Source organism: Roseburia sp. CLA-AA-H209 (genome assembly GCF_020687575.1).
Lineage (GTDB): Bacteria > Bacillota > Clostridia > Lachnospirales > Lachnospiraceae > Roseburia_C > Roseburia_C amylophila.
Genome location: NZ_JAJEQU010000002.1, coordinates 51,183 through 68,505 on the forward strand (window position 1 = coordinate 51,183; position 17,323 = coordinate 68,505).

17 protein-coding genes are annotated in these 17,323 nt (G+C 39.5%); 2 read left to right on the plus strand and 15 right to left on the minus strand.

Translation table 11 applies throughout. From position 1 onward, the window contains the following. Nucleotides 1-9: 9 nt before the first annotated feature. Both spoVAE and spoVAD read right to left on the minus strand, forming a co-directional pair. Nucleotides 10-366: a stage V sporulation protein AE gene (gene spoVAE / locus LKD41_RS02715; RefSeq protein WP_227700314.1), complete on the minus strand. Its 357-nt coding sequence runs from the start codon at nt 364-366 to the stop codon at nt 10-12. Between the two features lie 70 nt (nt 367-436). After that, entirely contained in the window at nt 437-1,450 is a 1,014-nt protein-coding gene (gene spoVAD, locus LKD41_RS02720; RefSeq protein ID WP_227700315.1) for a stage V sporulation protein AD, read from the minus strand. A gap of 68 nt (nt 1,451-1,518) precedes the next feature. On the opposite strand from spoVAD, the gene LKD41_RS02725 reads away from it, so the two are divergent. Then, nucleotides 1,519-2,412, plus strand: coding sequence for a hypothetical protein (locus LKD41_RS02725; protein ID WP_022244353.1), 894 nt, complete (start codon nt 1,519-1,521; stop codon nt 2,410-2,412). A gap of 446 nt (nt 2,413-2,858) precedes the next feature. Here LKD41_RS02725 and LKD41_RS02730 read toward each other — a convergent pair whose 3' ends face one another. The 12 genes from LKD41_RS02730 to LKD41_RS02785 form a co-directional block, all read right to left on the minus strand. Beyond that, entirely contained in the window at nt 2,859-3,383 is a 525-nt protein-coding gene (locus LKD41_RS02730; RefSeq protein ID WP_227700316.1) for a SpoVA/SpoVAEb family sporulation membrane protein, read from the minus strand. Between the two features lie 109 nt (nt 3,384-3,492). After that, nucleotides 3,493-4,554, minus strand: a complete 1,062-nt coding sequence (locus tag LKD41_RS02735; RefSeq protein WP_227700317.1) for an iron-containing alcohol dehydrogenase family protein — start codon at nt 4,552-4,554, stop codon at nt 3,493-3,495. A 187-nt stretch (nt 4,555-4,741) separates the two neighbouring features. Continuing rightward, nucleotides 4,742-7,039, minus strand: a complete 2,298-nt coding sequence (locus LKD41_RS02740; protein WP_227700318.1) for a methyl-accepting chemotaxis protein — start codon at nt 7,037-7,039, stop codon at nt 4,742-4,744. Between the two features lie 132 nt (nt 7,040-7,171). Continuing rightward, complete coding sequence (locus LKD41_RS02745) at nt 7,172-9,130, minus strand: GGDEF domain-containing protein (RefSeq protein ID WP_227700319.1); 1,959 nt, start codon at nt 9,128-9,130, stop codon at nt 7,172-7,174. A gap of 11 nt (nt 9,131-9,141) precedes the next feature. Further along, nucleotides 9,142-9,459, minus strand: coding sequence for a DUF3837 domain-containing protein (locus tag LKD41_RS02750; protein WP_117947686.1), 318 nt, complete (start codon nt 9,457-9,459; stop codon nt 9,142-9,144). Between the two features lie 140 nt (nt 9,460-9,599). Beyond that, nucleotides 9,600-10,028, minus strand: coding sequence for a stage V sporulation protein AB (locus tag LKD41_RS02755; protein ID WP_022244347.1), 429 nt, complete (start codon nt 10,026-10,028; stop codon nt 9,600-9,602). Further along, the gene (locus LKD41_RS02760) at nt 10,018-10,662 is read right to left on the minus strand and encodes a stage V sporulation protein AA (RefSeq protein ID WP_227700320.1); all 645 of its coding nucleotides are present in this window, start codon (nt 10,660-10,662) and stop codon (nt 10,018-10,020) included. Before LKD41_RS02760 ends, LKD41_RS02755 begins: the two co-directional genes overlap by 11 nt. Then, nucleotides 10,659-10,814: a hypothetical protein gene (locus tag LKD41_RS02765; protein ID WP_022244345.1), complete on the minus strand. Its 156-nt coding sequence runs from the start codon at nt 10,812-10,814 to the stop codon at nt 10,659-10,661. Before LKD41_RS02765 ends, LKD41_RS02760 begins: the two co-directional genes overlap by 4 nt. A gap of 64 nt (nt 10,815-10,878) precedes the next feature. After that, nucleotides 10,879-11,754 (minus strand): PfkB family carbohydrate kinase, encoded by an 876-nt coding sequence (locus LKD41_RS02770; RefSeq protein ID WP_022244344.1) that lies wholly within the window; start codon nt 11,752-11,754, stop codon nt 10,879-10,881. A gap of 17 nt (nt 11,755-11,771) precedes the next feature. Next, nucleotides 11,772-12,755: an SIS domain-containing protein gene (locus tag LKD41_RS02775; protein WP_227700321.1), complete on the minus strand. Its 984-nt coding sequence runs from the start codon at nt 12,753-12,755 to the stop codon at nt 11,772-11,774. Between the two features lie 18 nt (nt 12,756-12,773). Further along, nucleotides 12,774-14,018, minus strand: a complete 1,245-nt coding sequence (locus LKD41_RS02780) for an MFS transporter (protein WP_227700322.1) — start codon at nt 14,016-14,018, stop codon at nt 12,774-12,776. Nucleotides 14,019-14,031: 13 nt separating this feature from the next. Next, a complete protein-coding gene (locus LKD41_RS02785; protein WP_227700323.1) occupies nt 14,032-15,588 on the minus strand; it encodes an amidohydrolase in 1,557 nt (518 codons plus the stop codon). Between the two features lie 245 nt (nt 15,589-15,833). Here LKD41_RS02785 and LKD41_RS02790 point away from each other — a divergent pair, with 245 nt between their 5' ends. Then, nucleotides 15,834-16,559, plus strand: a complete 726-nt coding sequence (locus tag LKD41_RS02790) for a GntR family transcriptional regulator (protein WP_227700324.1) — start codon at nt 15,834-15,836, stop codon at nt 16,557-16,559. 107 nt (nt 16,560-16,666) lie between these two features. Here the strand turns inward: LKD41_RS02790 and LKD41_RS02795 are convergent, their stop codons facing one another. Further along, nucleotides 16,667-17,263: an ECF transporter S component gene (locus LKD41_RS02795; RefSeq protein ID WP_117699203.1), complete on the minus strand. Its 597-nt coding sequence runs from the start codon at nt 17,261-17,263 to the stop codon at nt 16,667-16,669. Nucleotides 17,264-17,323 lie beyond the last annotated feature (60 nt).

Sequence of the window (17,323 nt, forward strand, 5' to 3'; positions counted from 1 at the left end):
GTGGATTTTCTACTTTCTCATCTTTGGTTCAAATATCAGGGATGCCAGATAGGCAAATACCAATGCAGCAGAGATTCCTACCGCCGTTGCCGTAAATCCACCCATGAAGATTCCGATAAATCCATTGGTATCAACTGCTTCCTTAATTCCCTTAAACAGCGTATTGCCAAAGCCTAACAATGGCACCGATGCTCCCGCCCCTGCAAATTCCACGAAAGGCGGATATACACCGGTTGCTCCCAAAACAGCTCCGGAACATACCAATAGCACCATAATCCGTCCCGGCTGCATTTTCGTCTTTTCCATTAAAATCTGGCAGAGGGCACATATCAGGCCTCCTACCCAGAATGCATTTACATAATCCATGTGTTCTTTTCCTTTCTTCCATCATTCTTATCAAAACTATTATTACTTTTTATTATCTACCAGGCTTTTGTTACGGCACATACTCAAGCATTACTCCATGGGCAATTCCCGGTACATTTTTCCCTTCGTTATAACTTACTGTGGAAAGCAATGCTCCGGTTGGCACAAATAACACCTTTTTCCATTCCCCTGAAATAATCTTTGGCAGATAATAGGCAGATAAAACAGAAGCACTGCAGCCACAGCCACTTCCGCCAGCATCCGTATCCTGTTCTTTTGCATCAAAAATTTCGATTCCGCAATCTGAATGATTGTTCTCGATGTCATAGCCCTTTTTCTTAAGCAAATCAAATAGGATTTCCTGTCCGACAGTTCCTAAATCCCCAGTTATAATACGGTCATATTCTTCCGGCCTGCTTCCAAAATCCGCAAAATGTGCTGCTATGGTATCTGCTGCTGCCGGAGCCATCGCTGCTCCCATATTTAAGGAATCATGAATTCCATAGTCCACAATTTTTCCGGTGGTGATTCCACTGATTTTTACATGAGTCCGTTGGGTGGACAATACATAGGCACCACTTCCGGTAACCGTCCAGGTAGCCGACATGGGACGCTGATTCCCATATTCCAACGGAAATCGGAACTGTTTCTCCGCGCTGGCAAAATGACTGGATGTAATCGTCAGGACATTTTCCGCAAATCCTGCCGCCACGCACATTGCTCCAAGTGACATGGATTCCCCTGCCGTAGAGCAGGCTCCATACACACCAAACAGCGGAATTTCAAAGTCGAGAAGTCCAAAGGATGTTGCTATAGTCTGACCCAACAGGTCTCCTGCAAAAATATAACGGATTTCTTCCGGCGTAAGCCCAGATTTTCCCAATGCCAGGGTTGCTGCTTCCTTCTGCAAGGTACTTTCTGCTTCCTCCCATGACTCACATCCAAATTTGTCATCATTTCCAATCACATCAAAATACTCTCCCAGTGGTCCTTCTCCTTCTTTCTTTCCGACCACCGATGCCGAATTTAAAATAAAAGGAGTCTTCGCAAAGCGAAGACTCTGTTTTCCCTTTACCTCAGACATGTCATCACTCCTTTTTGTGATTAGCATGTCCAGGTTCTGGCATTTTATGTATTTTTCAGAAATTTTTCATGTTTCTTTTCTTTACTTCTATCTACGGTTATGCTGTAATAAATCCATGGCAGCAATTAATTTCAACATTTTTCAATATTTCCATTGAACTTTTTGAGAAAGGAGAAACTGACATCTATAATAAACTATTATCTCATTATAAGAATCTTACGGAGCAAATCTCTGCCATTCAGGATGAACTTTCCACTCTGCCACCCGGCACTCTTTATTGTACCCACAATGGCAACTATACCAAGTGGTATCATCAACTTCTATCCCAACAGTTTTATATTCCCAAGAAAGAGAAAAATTTTGCTCAAGTCATGGCCCGGAAAAAATATTTAGAACTAAAACTGCAGTCCCTCTCTTTTGAGCGACAGACAATCCGCACCTGTATTGACACCCTTGCCTCACATCCTTCTAAAATTGAAACTCTTTTTCAAGAATCTTCTCCCTATTGTGAATTATTTCACACTGTCCTCCAACCCATTTCCACAGAATTAAATCAATGGATGAATGCTGATTTTGAATACAATATCAAATACCCGGAACAACGGATTCACAAATCTGCTTCCGGTCTGATGGTCCGTTCCAAATCAGAAGCACTGATTGCAACACTGCTCTCACATAATCGTATTCCTTTTCGTTATGAATGTGCACTGTGTTTAGGCGAAACTACCCTGCACCCTGATTTCACGCTTCGTCATCCTAAAACAGGAGCATTTTATTACTGGGAGCATTTTGGTCTGATGGATTTTCCTTCTTATCGAAAGAATGTCTTTTCCAAGCTTCAGCTTTACACCGCACATAACATTATCCCATCCATTCAATTAATTACTACTTATGAAACAAGTGAGCATCCCTTTGATTCTGCTTATGCCGAGCAATTAATTCATTACTATTTTGGGGATTAGCGGGAAGCTGACTTTGTAAATTTGTTTTTCTTCTTCTTTTGGGCAAAATTCTCTTGTTTCTCAACATTTTTGCCCAATTTACCACAGGACACGGCTCCTCTTCCTTGATAAAGTCTTGCTTTTCTACTTCTTTTGGGCAAAACACTCTTATTTCACAATGATTTTGCCCAATTTACCGCGGGACACGGCTCCTCTTCCTTGATAAAATCTTGCTTTTCTACTTCTTTTGGGCAAAACACTCTTATTTCACAATGATTTTGCCCAATCTACCACCGAACACGGCTCCTCTTCCTTGGTGAAGTCTCTCTTTTCTTCTCCTTTTGGGCAAAATTCTCTTGTTTCACAATGATTTTGCCCAATCTGCCTCTGGGCACGGCTGGGATCGCTGCCACAACTTTGTTTCACTGCTGTATCTGATTTTCGACTGTGGCTCACACCCTTCCCATCTACCTCGCTATCAGCTGATATATCCAGTATATGACCCCAAGTAGCCAGCTTGTAAAGATTCCATAAAGGATTACCGGACCCGCAATGGTAAAAATTTTGCAGCCAATCCCAAAGACCTGACCTTCCTTTTTGAATTCGATGGCAGGAGCCGCCACTGAATTGGCAAATCCGGTGATTGGAACGAGGGCTCCTGCCCCGCCAAATTTTGCAATTGATGGATAAATATTAAGACCGGTAAGAATTACGCTCATGAGGACAAGGATCATACTGCACCAGCCGCCGGAAGTATCTTTATCCAGTCCTGCGTTCTGTGCAATATTTAAAATCACCTGGCCAATACAACAAATAATTCCGCCGGTCACAAATGCTTTTAACATTTTCAGGGCAAGATTATGCGTTGGTGTTACCTGCTTTACATATTCGTTATATGCCTGGTTTCTTTCCGCAACATCCTGCTCCTGTACTGTTTTATTCAGATTTTCATTTTTTTGCCGTATATCTTTTTCTGATTCACTTTTTGCCATGCTAAAACCTTCCCTGTAATTTTTGTTTTTATTTTAGTATGGCAAAAATTGTTTCTTTTATACATACACCGGCAGCTTCTTACGGATGCCCGGCAGTTCCTTATGAATGTCAGTCAACCAATATACGATTTAAGATTTCATCTTCTCTCACCAGACGCTTTGCTTCTTCCCGGTATTTTTCTTCGTGAAGGTAAGTGTGACGGAATGGCTTAATAGACGGTGCCAAATCAATTGCCGCAAGGAAATCGCTCTTTTTCACCTGAAGTGTTGCTGCAAAATCAAAAAATCCGGTCTCTTCCAATACGGTCTGTACCCGCACATATCTGTGATTGTGCACCTTGCTCATGATATAGGTTGCAATGCCGACCTGAATACCGTGTAACTGTGGTGCTTCCAATAATTTGTCCAGTGCGTGGGAAATCAAATGCTCGCTTCCACTGGTCGGTGCGCTGCTTCCGGCTATTTCATTGGCAATTCCGCTCATGGCTAGAGAATCCACCAGTTCTTTTAAAAACAATTCATCCTTTATGCTCTGATATGGAGTCCGGACAAAACTGTTCACCGCTTTCTTCGCTATCATAACCGCAAAATCATTTACCGTAGAGTAACCACATTTTTCCTCATAAATCCAGTCATATAATGCTGTGATTTTTGAAATCATATCTCCGATACCGGAATAAATAAATTTCTCCGGTGCCGTGCGGATAATCTGCGTATCCACCACAATGCCATAAGCCAGTTTTGCCGGAACCGAAGTTCTCTTGCCATGCACCAGAAGGGAGGCGCTGGCACTAGAAAATCCATCACTGGAGCTGGAGGTCGGTACGCTGATAAATGGAATATTTCTTAAAAATGCGGCATATTTTCCGGCATCGATTACTTTTCCGCCACCAATTGAAATAACTGCCTGCGTTTTATTCGGCATGGAAAATGCAAGCGTTATAATATCATCAATATCAACGGTATCCAGTTCGCTATACTCCAATACTGTAATTTCTTCTTTTTTCAGTGATTCCATTACAGTCTCACCAAACATATCAATCAAACCATTTCCAAGGAAAATAACTACCTGCTTTAGACCTTCTCCCTTTAAATAACTTCCCAGTTGATTTAACGTGCCATTTCCGACTTTCAGAATTGCCGGAACTGAAATTGCTTTTCCTGTCTGCATATTTATTTCTCCTCTTTTCTATCTCAACTTCTTAGATTTCTCAAACTTTTGAAATACTCTGACTTTTATTATATGTATTCTATGCCATAATATCAAGCTCGCTCTACAGAACCTGTCACTGGCAGCTTCTTACGGATTCTTTGCGAAAAAAACGGCAGCCAGAAACCTGACTGCCGAATTATATTCCTTACTGTACCTTGAAGATACTTACTGATGTATCCAGATCCTCTGCATCCATCTGAAGCCGTTTTACCGCATCATTTAATACTTCTACTGCCTGTAACTGTTTCTCTGTACTACGGGCAAGTTCTTCAGATGCAGATTCTGTCTGGTTAGAGGTTGTTGAAATACTTTCGATGGCATTCATGGTATCTTCTTTTGCCTGCTCGATACCCCCCACACTCTGGGTAATCTTCTCAACATCCTCTGCCAGCTTGCTTACCTGCTGACTGATATTCTTAAATACATCAACGGTATTATTCAATGCTTCTGTCTGGAATGCAACGCTCTCGCCTGCAAGCCCAGCTGTCTCGATGGTAGCTGCCAGACGTTCCTGAATATGATTGATAATCTCACCAATCTGATTACCCGCATTTCCGGACTGTTCTGCCAGTTTACGGATTTCTTCAGAAACTACTGCAAATCCTCTTCCTGCTTCACCGGCTCTCGCCGCCTCAATTGATGCATTTAAGGACAAAAGATTGGTCTGTTCTGCAATCTCATTGATTGTTCCAATGATGCTGTTAATTGCAATAGATTCTTTGTTCAGTTCTCTGATTTCCCGGATGATGGTCTCTGTTACTTCCGTTGTACCCTGAACTTTTTCACCAAGGTTTGCTACGATAACCATACCATTTTCAATTGCTCCCTGGGCTTCCTGGGCAATTTCGCTGATTTCATCAGTATTCTCATGTACAACATTGATTCTTTCTGCCAGACCATTCATCTGCTCCAGGCAGCTTTCCGTATCCTGTGCCTGCTGGGAAATACCACTGTTGATATAATCCACTGCTTCCGTAATATTCTTTGTTACTTCCAATAAAACTTCGGAGTTGGTTCCTACCTGGACTGCCGAATCAGAAACATGACCGCTGACATTGGTCATCTTGAGAATCAGATCCTTCATACTGCCAATCATATTGGTAATGCTGGATGACAACACATTAAACTCATCCTTACGCTTCATGCTGATCTGTCCGGTCAAATCTCCATCGGAGGTCTTTTTTAAGACACGGTTAACCTTACGGATTGCTTTGGAAATTCCGCTTGCAAGAACGGAACCTATCACGATTGCAATAACTGCACATATTGCTACGGCAATTAACGTATATCTGAGAATCGCCTGTGCACCTGCCATAATCTCTTTCTGCGGAACCATGGCACATACCAGCATATTCGTACCTTCAATCCTGCTGTATGTAAACAGATAATCTGCGCCCTCATAAGACACTTCTTTAGAACCCTGCAGATTTTCTCCTGCTAATGCTTCCTGATAAAAGTCCGTATCTGTAAATTTTATATCACTATCTCCACTTAACACCTGGCTTCCATCCTCTAATACAAAGCCCTTGATGCTGTTATCACTAATCTGTGCATTATCTAATATATCCTGGATAAAGCTTGTCTTAACATCAATGATGATATATCCAACAGATTTATTGCTATTATTCTTAAGAACGGTAACAAGAGATAATGCATACTCATCACTGTCATATCCGGTGACTTCATCAATGGCTGGGTGGCTGCTGATCCACATACTTCCCATGCCAATCTCAGACTCTACATTCTTTCCTTCTTCCGACTCAACAAACGCATTATATACATCTCCACGGATTGCACCCTTTTCACTGCATGCTGTTCCACTCTTCGCACAAACTATAATGTGATCGATGAATTTGTCTGCAGTAGATTCATTGCTCAATGCAACCTTTGTATCCATCAGCATAGACTCTGACTTTACTTCTGAACCTGTATAATAACTTGTAATTGCAGAATTAATAGAAAGACGTGTTGCCATCAGTTCAATATTCTCAAAACCAAGTCCGAGATACTCTTCCAATGTACCAACACTGGTATTTGCAGAAGCCTCGTATGTACTATTCAAGGTAGTACTGCACTTTGAATAAATCATAAAACCGATGATAACAAACAGGATAACCGGAATCATAAATGCCCCGATTAATTTCACCTGAATGCCACGAAGCCCCATTCCCTTATCCTTCGCAGCCTTTCTACTGTTACCTGTTTTCTTCGGCTGTGGCTTTCTTTCCGTCTGTTTTGCCGGTCTTTCCTTCTTAATCCGTTCTTTCTTCGGTTTTCTTACCTTTTCTTTCTTTAACTTTTCCTTTTTTGGCTTTACTTTCTTAAGCTTCTCTTTCTTTACTTCCAACTGCTTTCTTTCTTCCCTTTTTTCTACTTTAAGCTGCCGAGTTTCCTGCATTTCTTCTGGCCTTTCCTGACGAATTTTCTGCTTTCTTGTCTTCATCCGTATTACCCCGTTTTCCCAATTGTAAGCATATCTTTCTCCCCGCTGTTTCTGTCTTCATTTGCATGGAAACGTTACCATACGATTTGCTTTATTCTAGCATATTTTCGTTTGTTTTTCAACACCAGCTTATTATGAATTCTCGAAATTTACATTACGGCAGACTGTCTTGCGCCGTTTCTTTTTTTCCTCATACAGATATTCATCAGCATGCTTAAACATCTCAATAAAATCAATCTTCTTTTCACAGACAAATTCTACTACTCCAACTGAAATTCCAACATAATACGGTTTCATGGAATGTTCATTGTACTGTTCACATTTCTGGTGAATATTGTAAATGAGCTGTTCCTTCTCTTCCATCTCGCTATATCTTACAATGCCTGCAAATTCGTCCCCTCCGAATCTCCCCACATCTCCATACTGTCCAAAGACTTCTTTTACAATTCCTGCTGCTGTCCGGATTGCGCAGTCTCCTTCCGCATGGCCAAAATTATCATTGATTTCCTTTAAATGGTCAAGGTCCGCTATCATAAGACAGGCTTTTTTCCCTAAATTATCCTGATTAAACCGGACCAGACTCTCCATCAGTCCCCTACGGTTATAGATTCCGGTCAGTTCATCGTAAATTGCAATAAAATTTAATACTTCATTCTTTTCCCGCAGACGGTCACGATATTTTTTCTGTTTAATATTTGCTTCCAGAAAGCGGAGAGATGTTCCAAGCTGCAATGCCAGTATATAATAAAAAGAAATCTCTTCCGGTTCAATCTCAAGCATCAATAGTCCGTACTGCCGCTTTCCATCAATTAATAGAAAGCTGATATAAGAAAAATGATCTTCACCGGAGCTACAACAATCCGGTACACCAAAGCTTCCATCTATATATGGACGTTCCTTTTTCTCAAATACCTGAATATTTTCCCTGTATTGGTGCATAGTTAAATACATCCTTTGGGGCATCTTCCATTTCTGTCCATTTTCATGGGTAACCGGCTGCTCCAACAGATAAAGCAGGGAACTGCGTATACCCAGATGATAAAATACTTCTCCACTTTTCCGGTAGAAAGATTTCTCATTCTCTGCTTCCTGCATCAGGTCCCGGATCAGAAATGGTCCAAGCCACGATTTATGCTGAAAAAGCCTTAATTCATCAATAATATGAAGCAGCTCTGTTTTCTCATCTGCCTTTTCTTTCGCTCTTCGTGTTACTTTGCAGCCACAGGATTCCCGGATTATAAGTTCTGCATCCAACCGGACAGATTCCACTGGTCTGCCTGCACAGATATCTACTGCCTTTTCTACCGCTATCTGCCCCATTTTATAAGCATCCTGGGAGACAGTCGTCAATGGTGGATTACTATAACGCGCCCTCTCCACATCATCAAAACCGGTAATCAAAATGTCTTTTCCTATCCGGAGTCCATGGGCTTTGCATACACGATAACACGCCACTGTCATTTCATCATTAGCTGATATAATTGCTTCGGCATCCGGATTGTCCTTTAGCAGCTGTTCTACAAGATTATCCACGAATTCCGAATAATCTCCTACCGCCATCATTTCCGGCGTCACGGGCAGATGATGTTCTGCCATAACATTTAAAAATGCTGCTTTCCGCTCTATGGCATCCTGATTGTCTTCCGGTCCCCCAAGATAAACCAGATGCTTTAAATGATGTTCTATAATAAGATGCTCCACACATTTTTGCATACCACCAAAGTTATCCACCATGACATAGATACCCCGTGGATCATCCGTCGCATCTTCTAACAGTACATATGGTATTCCTGCAAATTTATCCAGAAATGCCTGTTTATCTTCATTTTTCTGAAAAATGCAAAGAGAGCCATATGCTATAATCAATACATCTACTTTTGCTAATTTTGCATAATCATAGACGGTATTATACTGATAATCAAAATCCTCCAGTGCAAATTTCTGGTTGAAACGCACACTCTGCGTTCCCAGAAAATAAATCACATTAACATCCATCCCGCTTGCTGCTGCCCGAATCCCTCTCATCAGGTCCTTCGGATGTGCTGTATGCACATTTCCAATCAATACCCCAATTGTAAATTTCTTCCCCATAACATCGCTTCCTATTCCTGCCACAAACGCTGTTCTGTCTGTCCCTCCTGAAATAATTCACGCATTTGTTCATCTAGTTTATCATCCGGTTCGTAATCTTTTAACATCCGAATCAGATGCTGCTCCCGCACATCATCTGTCATATAGTCTGCCAGCATCCGGTTGACCTCTTCAATTAACTGCTGTGGTTGTAAAATCTCTGTTGCCATATTTCCGGTCAGTTTGTATGCAAGACCCGCCGCATAATAGAATTCATAGTTTCCCATCATAATAGATGCCTGCAGATTACATTTGATTACAACACTCTGACGTGCAATTGACTGTATCATTTTTTCACTTCTTCCTTACGGATTTTTATATTTTCATTTTATAACATTTCACGAAAAACATCAACCCGAACTGCATATTGTTCTACCAATTCCTATCAATTATCTTTTCTCACTATTTTACCCTTTACAGTGTTTTTACTTCAAGAATCTGATAACCGTCTTATAAAATAGAAAAGTGAGCCTGCTGTCTTTCCCAATGCCATAAACCAGAGAATCACCCACAATCCCACTTTTACTTTCGTTCTGCGGAAGATAACCGGGAAGGTCTTTAAAATTTCCGCCAACGCTACTGCCACACAGCCTACGAATAATCCTGCACAGATTCCATATACTCCAAGGAAAATATGTCCCAGCGGAATCCGCATCATAAGGAAAACTGATAAGAGGTTTCCTCCGATTCCACCTAATACAATCATATTCTCGTAAAGACAAATCCGGGCGGCAGTCTTCGTCTTTCCAATCATCCGGGGAATGATATTTAACATAATCAGAAATGCAAAGGTTCCTCCAGCCACCGCAGCGCCGGCGGTCAGTCCTGCCAGTCCTAGGAAAACATGTCTAATCCACATCAATCGTCTTGCCTCCCCGTCCGCAGTTGGCAATGTAAGTATCATCTACATCCTTTTCGTACTTACGCATCTCCACCTGGATTGGTGTCGGGTCGTTTGTTATCTTGCTGTTTCCAAAATGGTTAAAGAAAATGATAACTCCCACAGGCAGACCAATGCTATAGCAGATTTCCAGCTCCGTAATGCCGGTGGATTCTTTCCCCATCACCTGATAATAAAGCTTCTGGAACAGTTCCGTCACAGAAATGTCATTATTAAATGCCATGATGGTAAACGCCGCTCCAAAGAAAACCAGCACACATAAAACAGCTGTTTTTGCATACTCTGCTGTTTGGGAAGGCTGCAATGCCGGTTCATATTCAATCACAAAATCCGCTTCTCCTTCATTGGTAATGTCCACATTGGGATACTGTGCCTGTATCATTTCAAAAATTTTTAGGGAAGTCATCACCTGAACATATTCTGTTTTCTTTGCTTTCTGTGGAAAGGAATAAATTTTCATCTGCTTCAACTGACGTATCATTGCTTCATCCGTTCCTGTCATCCTGGCAACATCCGATAACTTGACATGGCGGTCTTTGACCATGGAATTCTTTTCGATTTTAATATAAAGACTTGTCTGCTGACTACTCATGAAAATGGCATCCTTTCTACGAATTTTGTTACAAATGTTCCTTCACCCTTCGTACTTTTATTTCCATTTTCATTGGTATAATAAAGAATGCCTCCTATCACTGCGATTATCACCAGTGAAAGGAGGCAGATACGATACGTCTTATGCTTCATACTATTCCGCCTCATTTCCTGTATTTTCCGGAATAGTATGTGTTACGATTCGTTTTTTATTCTTTTATTTCGTTTTCAGGGCATCTATCTGAACTTCTTTTCCATGTCCAAATGCACCTTCCATCTGACATACTTTTGCAGCAAACTTTGCAGCCTCTTTTATGCTCTCTTTGATTGCCACATCATCATGCATACCCTTTTTCTTGCGGTCGAGATAACCTACCATAAAAGTTGTAATAAGAGAGTCTCCTGCACCCATTGTATCTATTGCCTTTTCAATCGGGTAAGCTGACTGTTCAAAGAACTCATGATTAGCATAGAGCATACAGCCTTTTGCTCCTCTTGATGCACATACAATTTTCGGTCCATAAGATGCTACCTTCTGAAGATGCTCCTTTACTTCATCATCTGTTCCATCAAAGGAGCAGAATGCATATGTTACCAATGGAGCTATTTTTTCATAATATTCCGGTTCAGAATCATCAGAAAAGTCAAAGGATAACGGAAGTCCTGCTGCTTTAATCTTTGGAAGCTGTGACTCCATATAACAGTAATTTCCACTGTGTACCAGATCAAATTCTGCAAGATATTCCAAGTCAAATTCATCCAGATCATAAATATGTCTGCTCCGGACTCCACCTTCATTATAATCTAAGAATACACGGTCACCATCTTCTAAGGTACATCTGGAATAACCATTTTCTCCCTCAATTTTCTTACACTTTACCAGTTCAATCTGTTCTTCCCTCAACGCAGAAATAACATGATCTGCATTTTTATCAGTACCAAAATAGCCCATATAGGCACACCTTTTTGCACCAAACATTTTGGCATACACAGCAAGATTTACACAATTTCCACCTGGATACTGTACATTCTCGTGAGTATAAATATCTACCACGTTATCCCCAAAGCCTACCACACTTACGTCATATTTCATACTGTTTCTCCTTTCGTCTAGTACTCTACAACTCCCATATACCGGCGCATATCCAATGGGTGTCCGCTCTTATTCTGAATTGCAGTACGGTATAACACGCTCATTTCATAGAACAATGGAGCATTAAAATAATCTACGCAGGAATCATCTATTGCATCCATTCCACAATCTGCTGCATCAATAATCTCATATTTTTCCGCATATTTATTTAAAAATACTTCTGCTCTTTCATCAATCATTCTTGTTTTTCCTACCGATTTTAAGAGGATATAAATATGGTCTTTATCTGTTACCTCAAATGGTCCATGGAAATATTCTGCGGAATCAAGATAACAGCAGTCCATCCACTGCATCTCCTGAAGAGAACAGATTGCAAATCCGTATGCCTGTGCATATGCAGAACCGGATGCCATAATATATAAAAATGGTGCATTATAATAATGTTCTGCAAAATTCCATGCCTTATTCTGAAACTTCTTTGTTGCATTACGGATAATTGCATCGCATTTAGTGATTCCATCTTTCATTCCTTCATAAAGTTTATACTCCGGCTCCTGTCTGTGAATCAACTCATTTATAATACTGTAATTTAATCCTAATGGTCTATCCTTCTGTAATGTTTCCGGCTCCCAATCATAGACAATTGCATGGAATTTTTCACTGTCGCAGGCACTGCCCGGTGTATGTGTATATGTAATTACAAATGCACCTTCCTTTACACCAAGTTCTGCTGCTTCTACCGTTTCTTTTGTATTTCCACCATGTGAACAGATAATGACAACGGAGTGTTTTCCAAGTTTCTTTGGAGGGGTTAAAACAAATTCTTTACTGGTAATCCACTCTGCTGTCATAGTGGATGATTCTCGGTTAATAAAGTAACATGAAGAATAAAGGTCAACCAGAGAGCCTCCACAGGCCACAAAATATACTTCACTGATTGTTCCATTTTCCTTTTCAATTATATCAACAAATTTTTCTACGTTAAATTCTGATGCATGCATTTTTAAATACCTTCTTTCTTAGTTATTTTTCTTAATCAGTTTTCTCATTAAAATTGTTATAACCATACCAAGTACAGCAGTTCCCATCAGGAAGCCAAAAATCATTGGATAAGCATTATTTCCAAATTTATCCATCCACTTTCCAAAAATTATATAGTAAAAAGAATCTGGCAAATATCCGATAATAGATGCAATTCCAATTACAGTTCCTGCATATATCGGTTTAAATTTACATTCCTGTAATCCCGACCAGATTACTCCGTAAAGCATCATACCAATTGCACTTGGTAACAAAGAAACAATTGTTGCCAGTACCGGACTGATGTTGGATGGCATTATCAATACTCCACCATAAATCACAATTGTAATTCCAAATGCAGTAATATACCATTTTGTAGAAGATTTAAAAATCTTATCTACGATAATTCCACCAATCGGACATAAAAGGTTCATAAGATTACTTCTCACAATACTGATAAAAGATGAATGTACCAACGGTATACCAAGTACATCCGTCAGATATGGTGAAAAATAGGATACACTTGTATACAGACCATATGCACATAATACCATCAGTGAAAAGAGCCAGGTCATCGGATTCTTTAACGCTTCACCGACATATTTAATTTTAAATTCTTCATCAGAAGATTTTGTCTGTGTAATACTTTTTTCTTTAAAAAATATCATTGTCAGAATTAAAGCAACTGCTGTAAATGCTACCATTGCCCATACTGCAATACTAAAGGAAGTAGATGGGTCATCTGATAAACGGCTTACCTGTAAACATACTGCATTTAAAATTGCAGAAATAATACCTGATGCAGCATAATAAATTCCATAACACATTCCCTGCTCTTCTGCTGTGCCAACCTGACCTACTGCTTTGGTTATTGCTGCCCAGAATACAAAAATTGTAGACACACCAAGTCCAGCCCATAATACGCAGGCTACTGCAAAATTCATGGTAAGTGCATAAATAATTCCGATAACTACAGAGCCCAGAATAGAGCCTACTAGACATTTTTTCACAGACCACTTATCAGCTAATATTCCACCGGGAATCAATGTAATCGTATTTGCTGCCGCATAAATTGTCATTAAAATTCCTGACTGGGTATTTGTAATTCCCATAGCTGCAATCTGCTGATCATAAAACACATATCTGATATAAGGGAAACAATACATAACTGCATTTACAAGTCCCAGAATAAAAAGTACCCATAACGTTTTTGCACTCAAATGTGCTTTTGTTTTGTCACTCATCGCAAAACCTCCTTTACCTATTCTCCATTTCTTTATAAACATCCTGTCCAGCACATATGGTTCTTAAAACATGTGCCTTTCGAATTTCTTCAATATCTGTTTTGAGAAGATTCCTGTCAAAAACTACTATATCAGCCTGCTTACCGCTTTCCAGCGTTCCTAATATATGTTCCTGTTCCATGGCATACTGGCTTCCAATTGTCCAGGTTTTTAACATTTCCGGTATTGTCAGACCATTTTCCGGCTGAACCGGTTCTTTTCCATCTGCGGCATAGGTTCCGCATCCATAATAAATTGCCTCAGGTATATCCGGTATTAACATCGGAAGATCCGTTGCACCACTTAAAATCACACCATGATCTGCCATTGAACGATAATTCATATAACGGCTCCGCCTACTACCAAGTTTTTCATCATAGTCTTGTTTCCAATTTTCACAGGAATCCAACTTATAAACCTGTGTATAAATCTCACCAAAGGCTCCAAGCTGTGCCATTTTTTCTTCGTCCACTGCACTCGTCAATTCCAAATCAGTAATTCCATGTCGATTCTTTAATCTTCCATTTTCCTTTTCACATTTATCATAAATCTGAAGAATTTTATGGAAGGAACCATCCCCTTCAGAATGCAATGTAAATCTGAATCCTTCACGGTCTGCTGTAAGTACATCTTCTTCTAATAATGCATAATCAATATTCTTTTGGCAACAATAATCTTTTCCCTCATATGGCTCCATCAGATCTGCCTCTTCTGAGACAATCAATCCATCTGTCATCTGATTATAACCGGAAAACCTTAAAAAATCAGAATGATATTTCTTCTTCATTTCTTTTCCATATGCTAAATCCATTTTCTTTCCTACTGGTTGTGACATAAAGGAAATCCGAAGGCTCAATTCTGCTTTCTGTTCCAATTCAGCCAATATATCTGTAAATCCATAAAAATTATCAAATCCCATTTCTTTTACAGATGTTATTCCATGGCTGTTTAACATAGACATATATGCCTTAAACTGTGGAATAATAAAATTTCTATCATTCAGATAAATTTTCATAATTTTATAAATTGCCTCTGAACTTCCGCATGTATCTGGTGTAAACCCAAACACTTCTTCTGCAACTTTGTTCATAGCACAATACCCATGTCCGGCAGTAAATAAAATAACCGGTCTTTTAACCTGTTCCAATTCACCTCCCTTATTTATTTTTTCTGCCAGCTCCGGTTGTAAATGATTTCCAAATAGAACGACCGTCTCCGGATTCATTTCCAGATTTTCTGATAACCGTTCAACTATTTGTTTCAGATTAACTGCTTCTGATAAATCCACACCAAGATAATCCACTACATATCCTGTGAAAAATGTATGGGTATCACCAAATCCCGGGCAAATGGTTCCCTCTCCATAGTCCACAACTTCAGTAGATTCACCCACCAGTTCATTTGGGATATCTCCACATCCGACTTCAAGAATCTGTTTTCCTTTTATTGCCACATATCCTGGATATGCCTCTTCTGAAACAGAATCAAAAATACAGGTTGATTGAAATATCTTGTCTGCTTCTTTTTGCATTTTTCCACCTCCTTTTGTTAAATTGATTATATCATCATATAACGTTATATTGCAATATTGTTTCTTTTTCTCAAATCACTTTCAGCATTCTCAACATTTTATTATCTATTTTTTATACTTTCCCTTTACTTTTTATTACTTTTTATACAATTTTTCACATAATCTTTTCAATATAATGTTTTTTAAATTCATATTGTCATGCAAAACATTATATGTTATTATAACGTTTGTGAGGTGATATTATTATGAAATTGAACACAACCAGTGATATACCACTGTTTGAACAGTTAAAAAATGATTTACTCGAACAAATAAAAAAAGGAATTTATATTTCCGGTCAGCAAATCCCGACAGGAACTGAATTGTCTGAACTATATCATGTGAGCCGTATTACCATAAGGCGTGCAATTACTGAATTATGTAATGAAGGGGTCTTAATTAAGAAACAGGGAAAAGGAACCTTTGTAAAAGAGCGGAAAATTTTTCGTAAACTGGAACATACTCTCAGCTTTTCTGATGCATGCAAAACCAATCAAATGGAAGCTTCTACTATTGTAACAAAACGTGAAGTCATACCTTACGAACAATATCATTTGGATAATGCCAAACTTTTTGAGGGTGATTCTATTGTTTATATCCAGCGTATCCGATATGCCGATGCCACACCTATTATGATTGAAAACAATTATTATCCCTGCCACAAATTTTCATTTTTGCTGACGGAACCTTTAGACGGCTCTCTATATCAGCTTTTTCGTGAGAATTATGATATCTGCATTGGTTGTTCACAAAATTCTTATATTGATGCTGTAAAAGCTTCTACGGAACAAGCCAATCTTCTTCATATTTCACCTGGTGACCCACTGTTTCTTTTTCATACAGAAATGTATGATATCCACAATGAACTTATCCATATAGGATATGAATATATCTGCGGCAGTAAATATCGTTTCTGCTATGACAATTCATAACCTATCGAACCAGTTTCTTCTTACGGAAGTCTATCAACTCGAAAAAATGCTCTGTTTTCTATTTTGAAAACAGAGCATTCTTCTTTTCATCCGAAACAGATATTCTTTTACTTATTTTTCATTGCAACCTGCAATGCCTTGGTAATTGCACTTCCTACCACGAAGCAGGCTGCTGCTTCAACCAGTCCGTTGACACCTACAAAGGCAATGACAAAACGGAATGGATTTAATCCGCCTGCCAGTGACTGTATGTAATCGGAGCTGAAGAAAAAGATTACCAGTGTTGACATGAAGAAAAAGGTATTTAAGATTGGACCTGCCAGGTTGGCAATTAAAATCTTCCAGTTCTTCATTTTCGGGAATTTGGATAATCCCTTATAGATAAGTCCGGTCAACCAGCCCATCAGAATTCTTGATACTACACATACCACGAAGGTTCCAAATGGATTGATGCCAAGGAGTACTGCTCCAAAAGGACTCATTCCAAAGCACTGGATAAAGCTTGTGATTCCAAATACTGCTCCTAATACTGCTCCACCCAATGGTCCTAAAATAATGGCACCAATTGTAACTGGAACTACAATCAATGTAATTTCCAGACCAAGTGTCTTAATATAACCAAGTGGGGTAAAAGCCAGAATCAGAATGATTGCAACCAACAGAGCCATCTCAACGAGTTTCACTGTTCTGCTACTTCTATTCATAGTCTCTTCCTCTTTTCTGCATCTGTCTGCCGATGCCGCAATATTATTTGTCTGCCACAC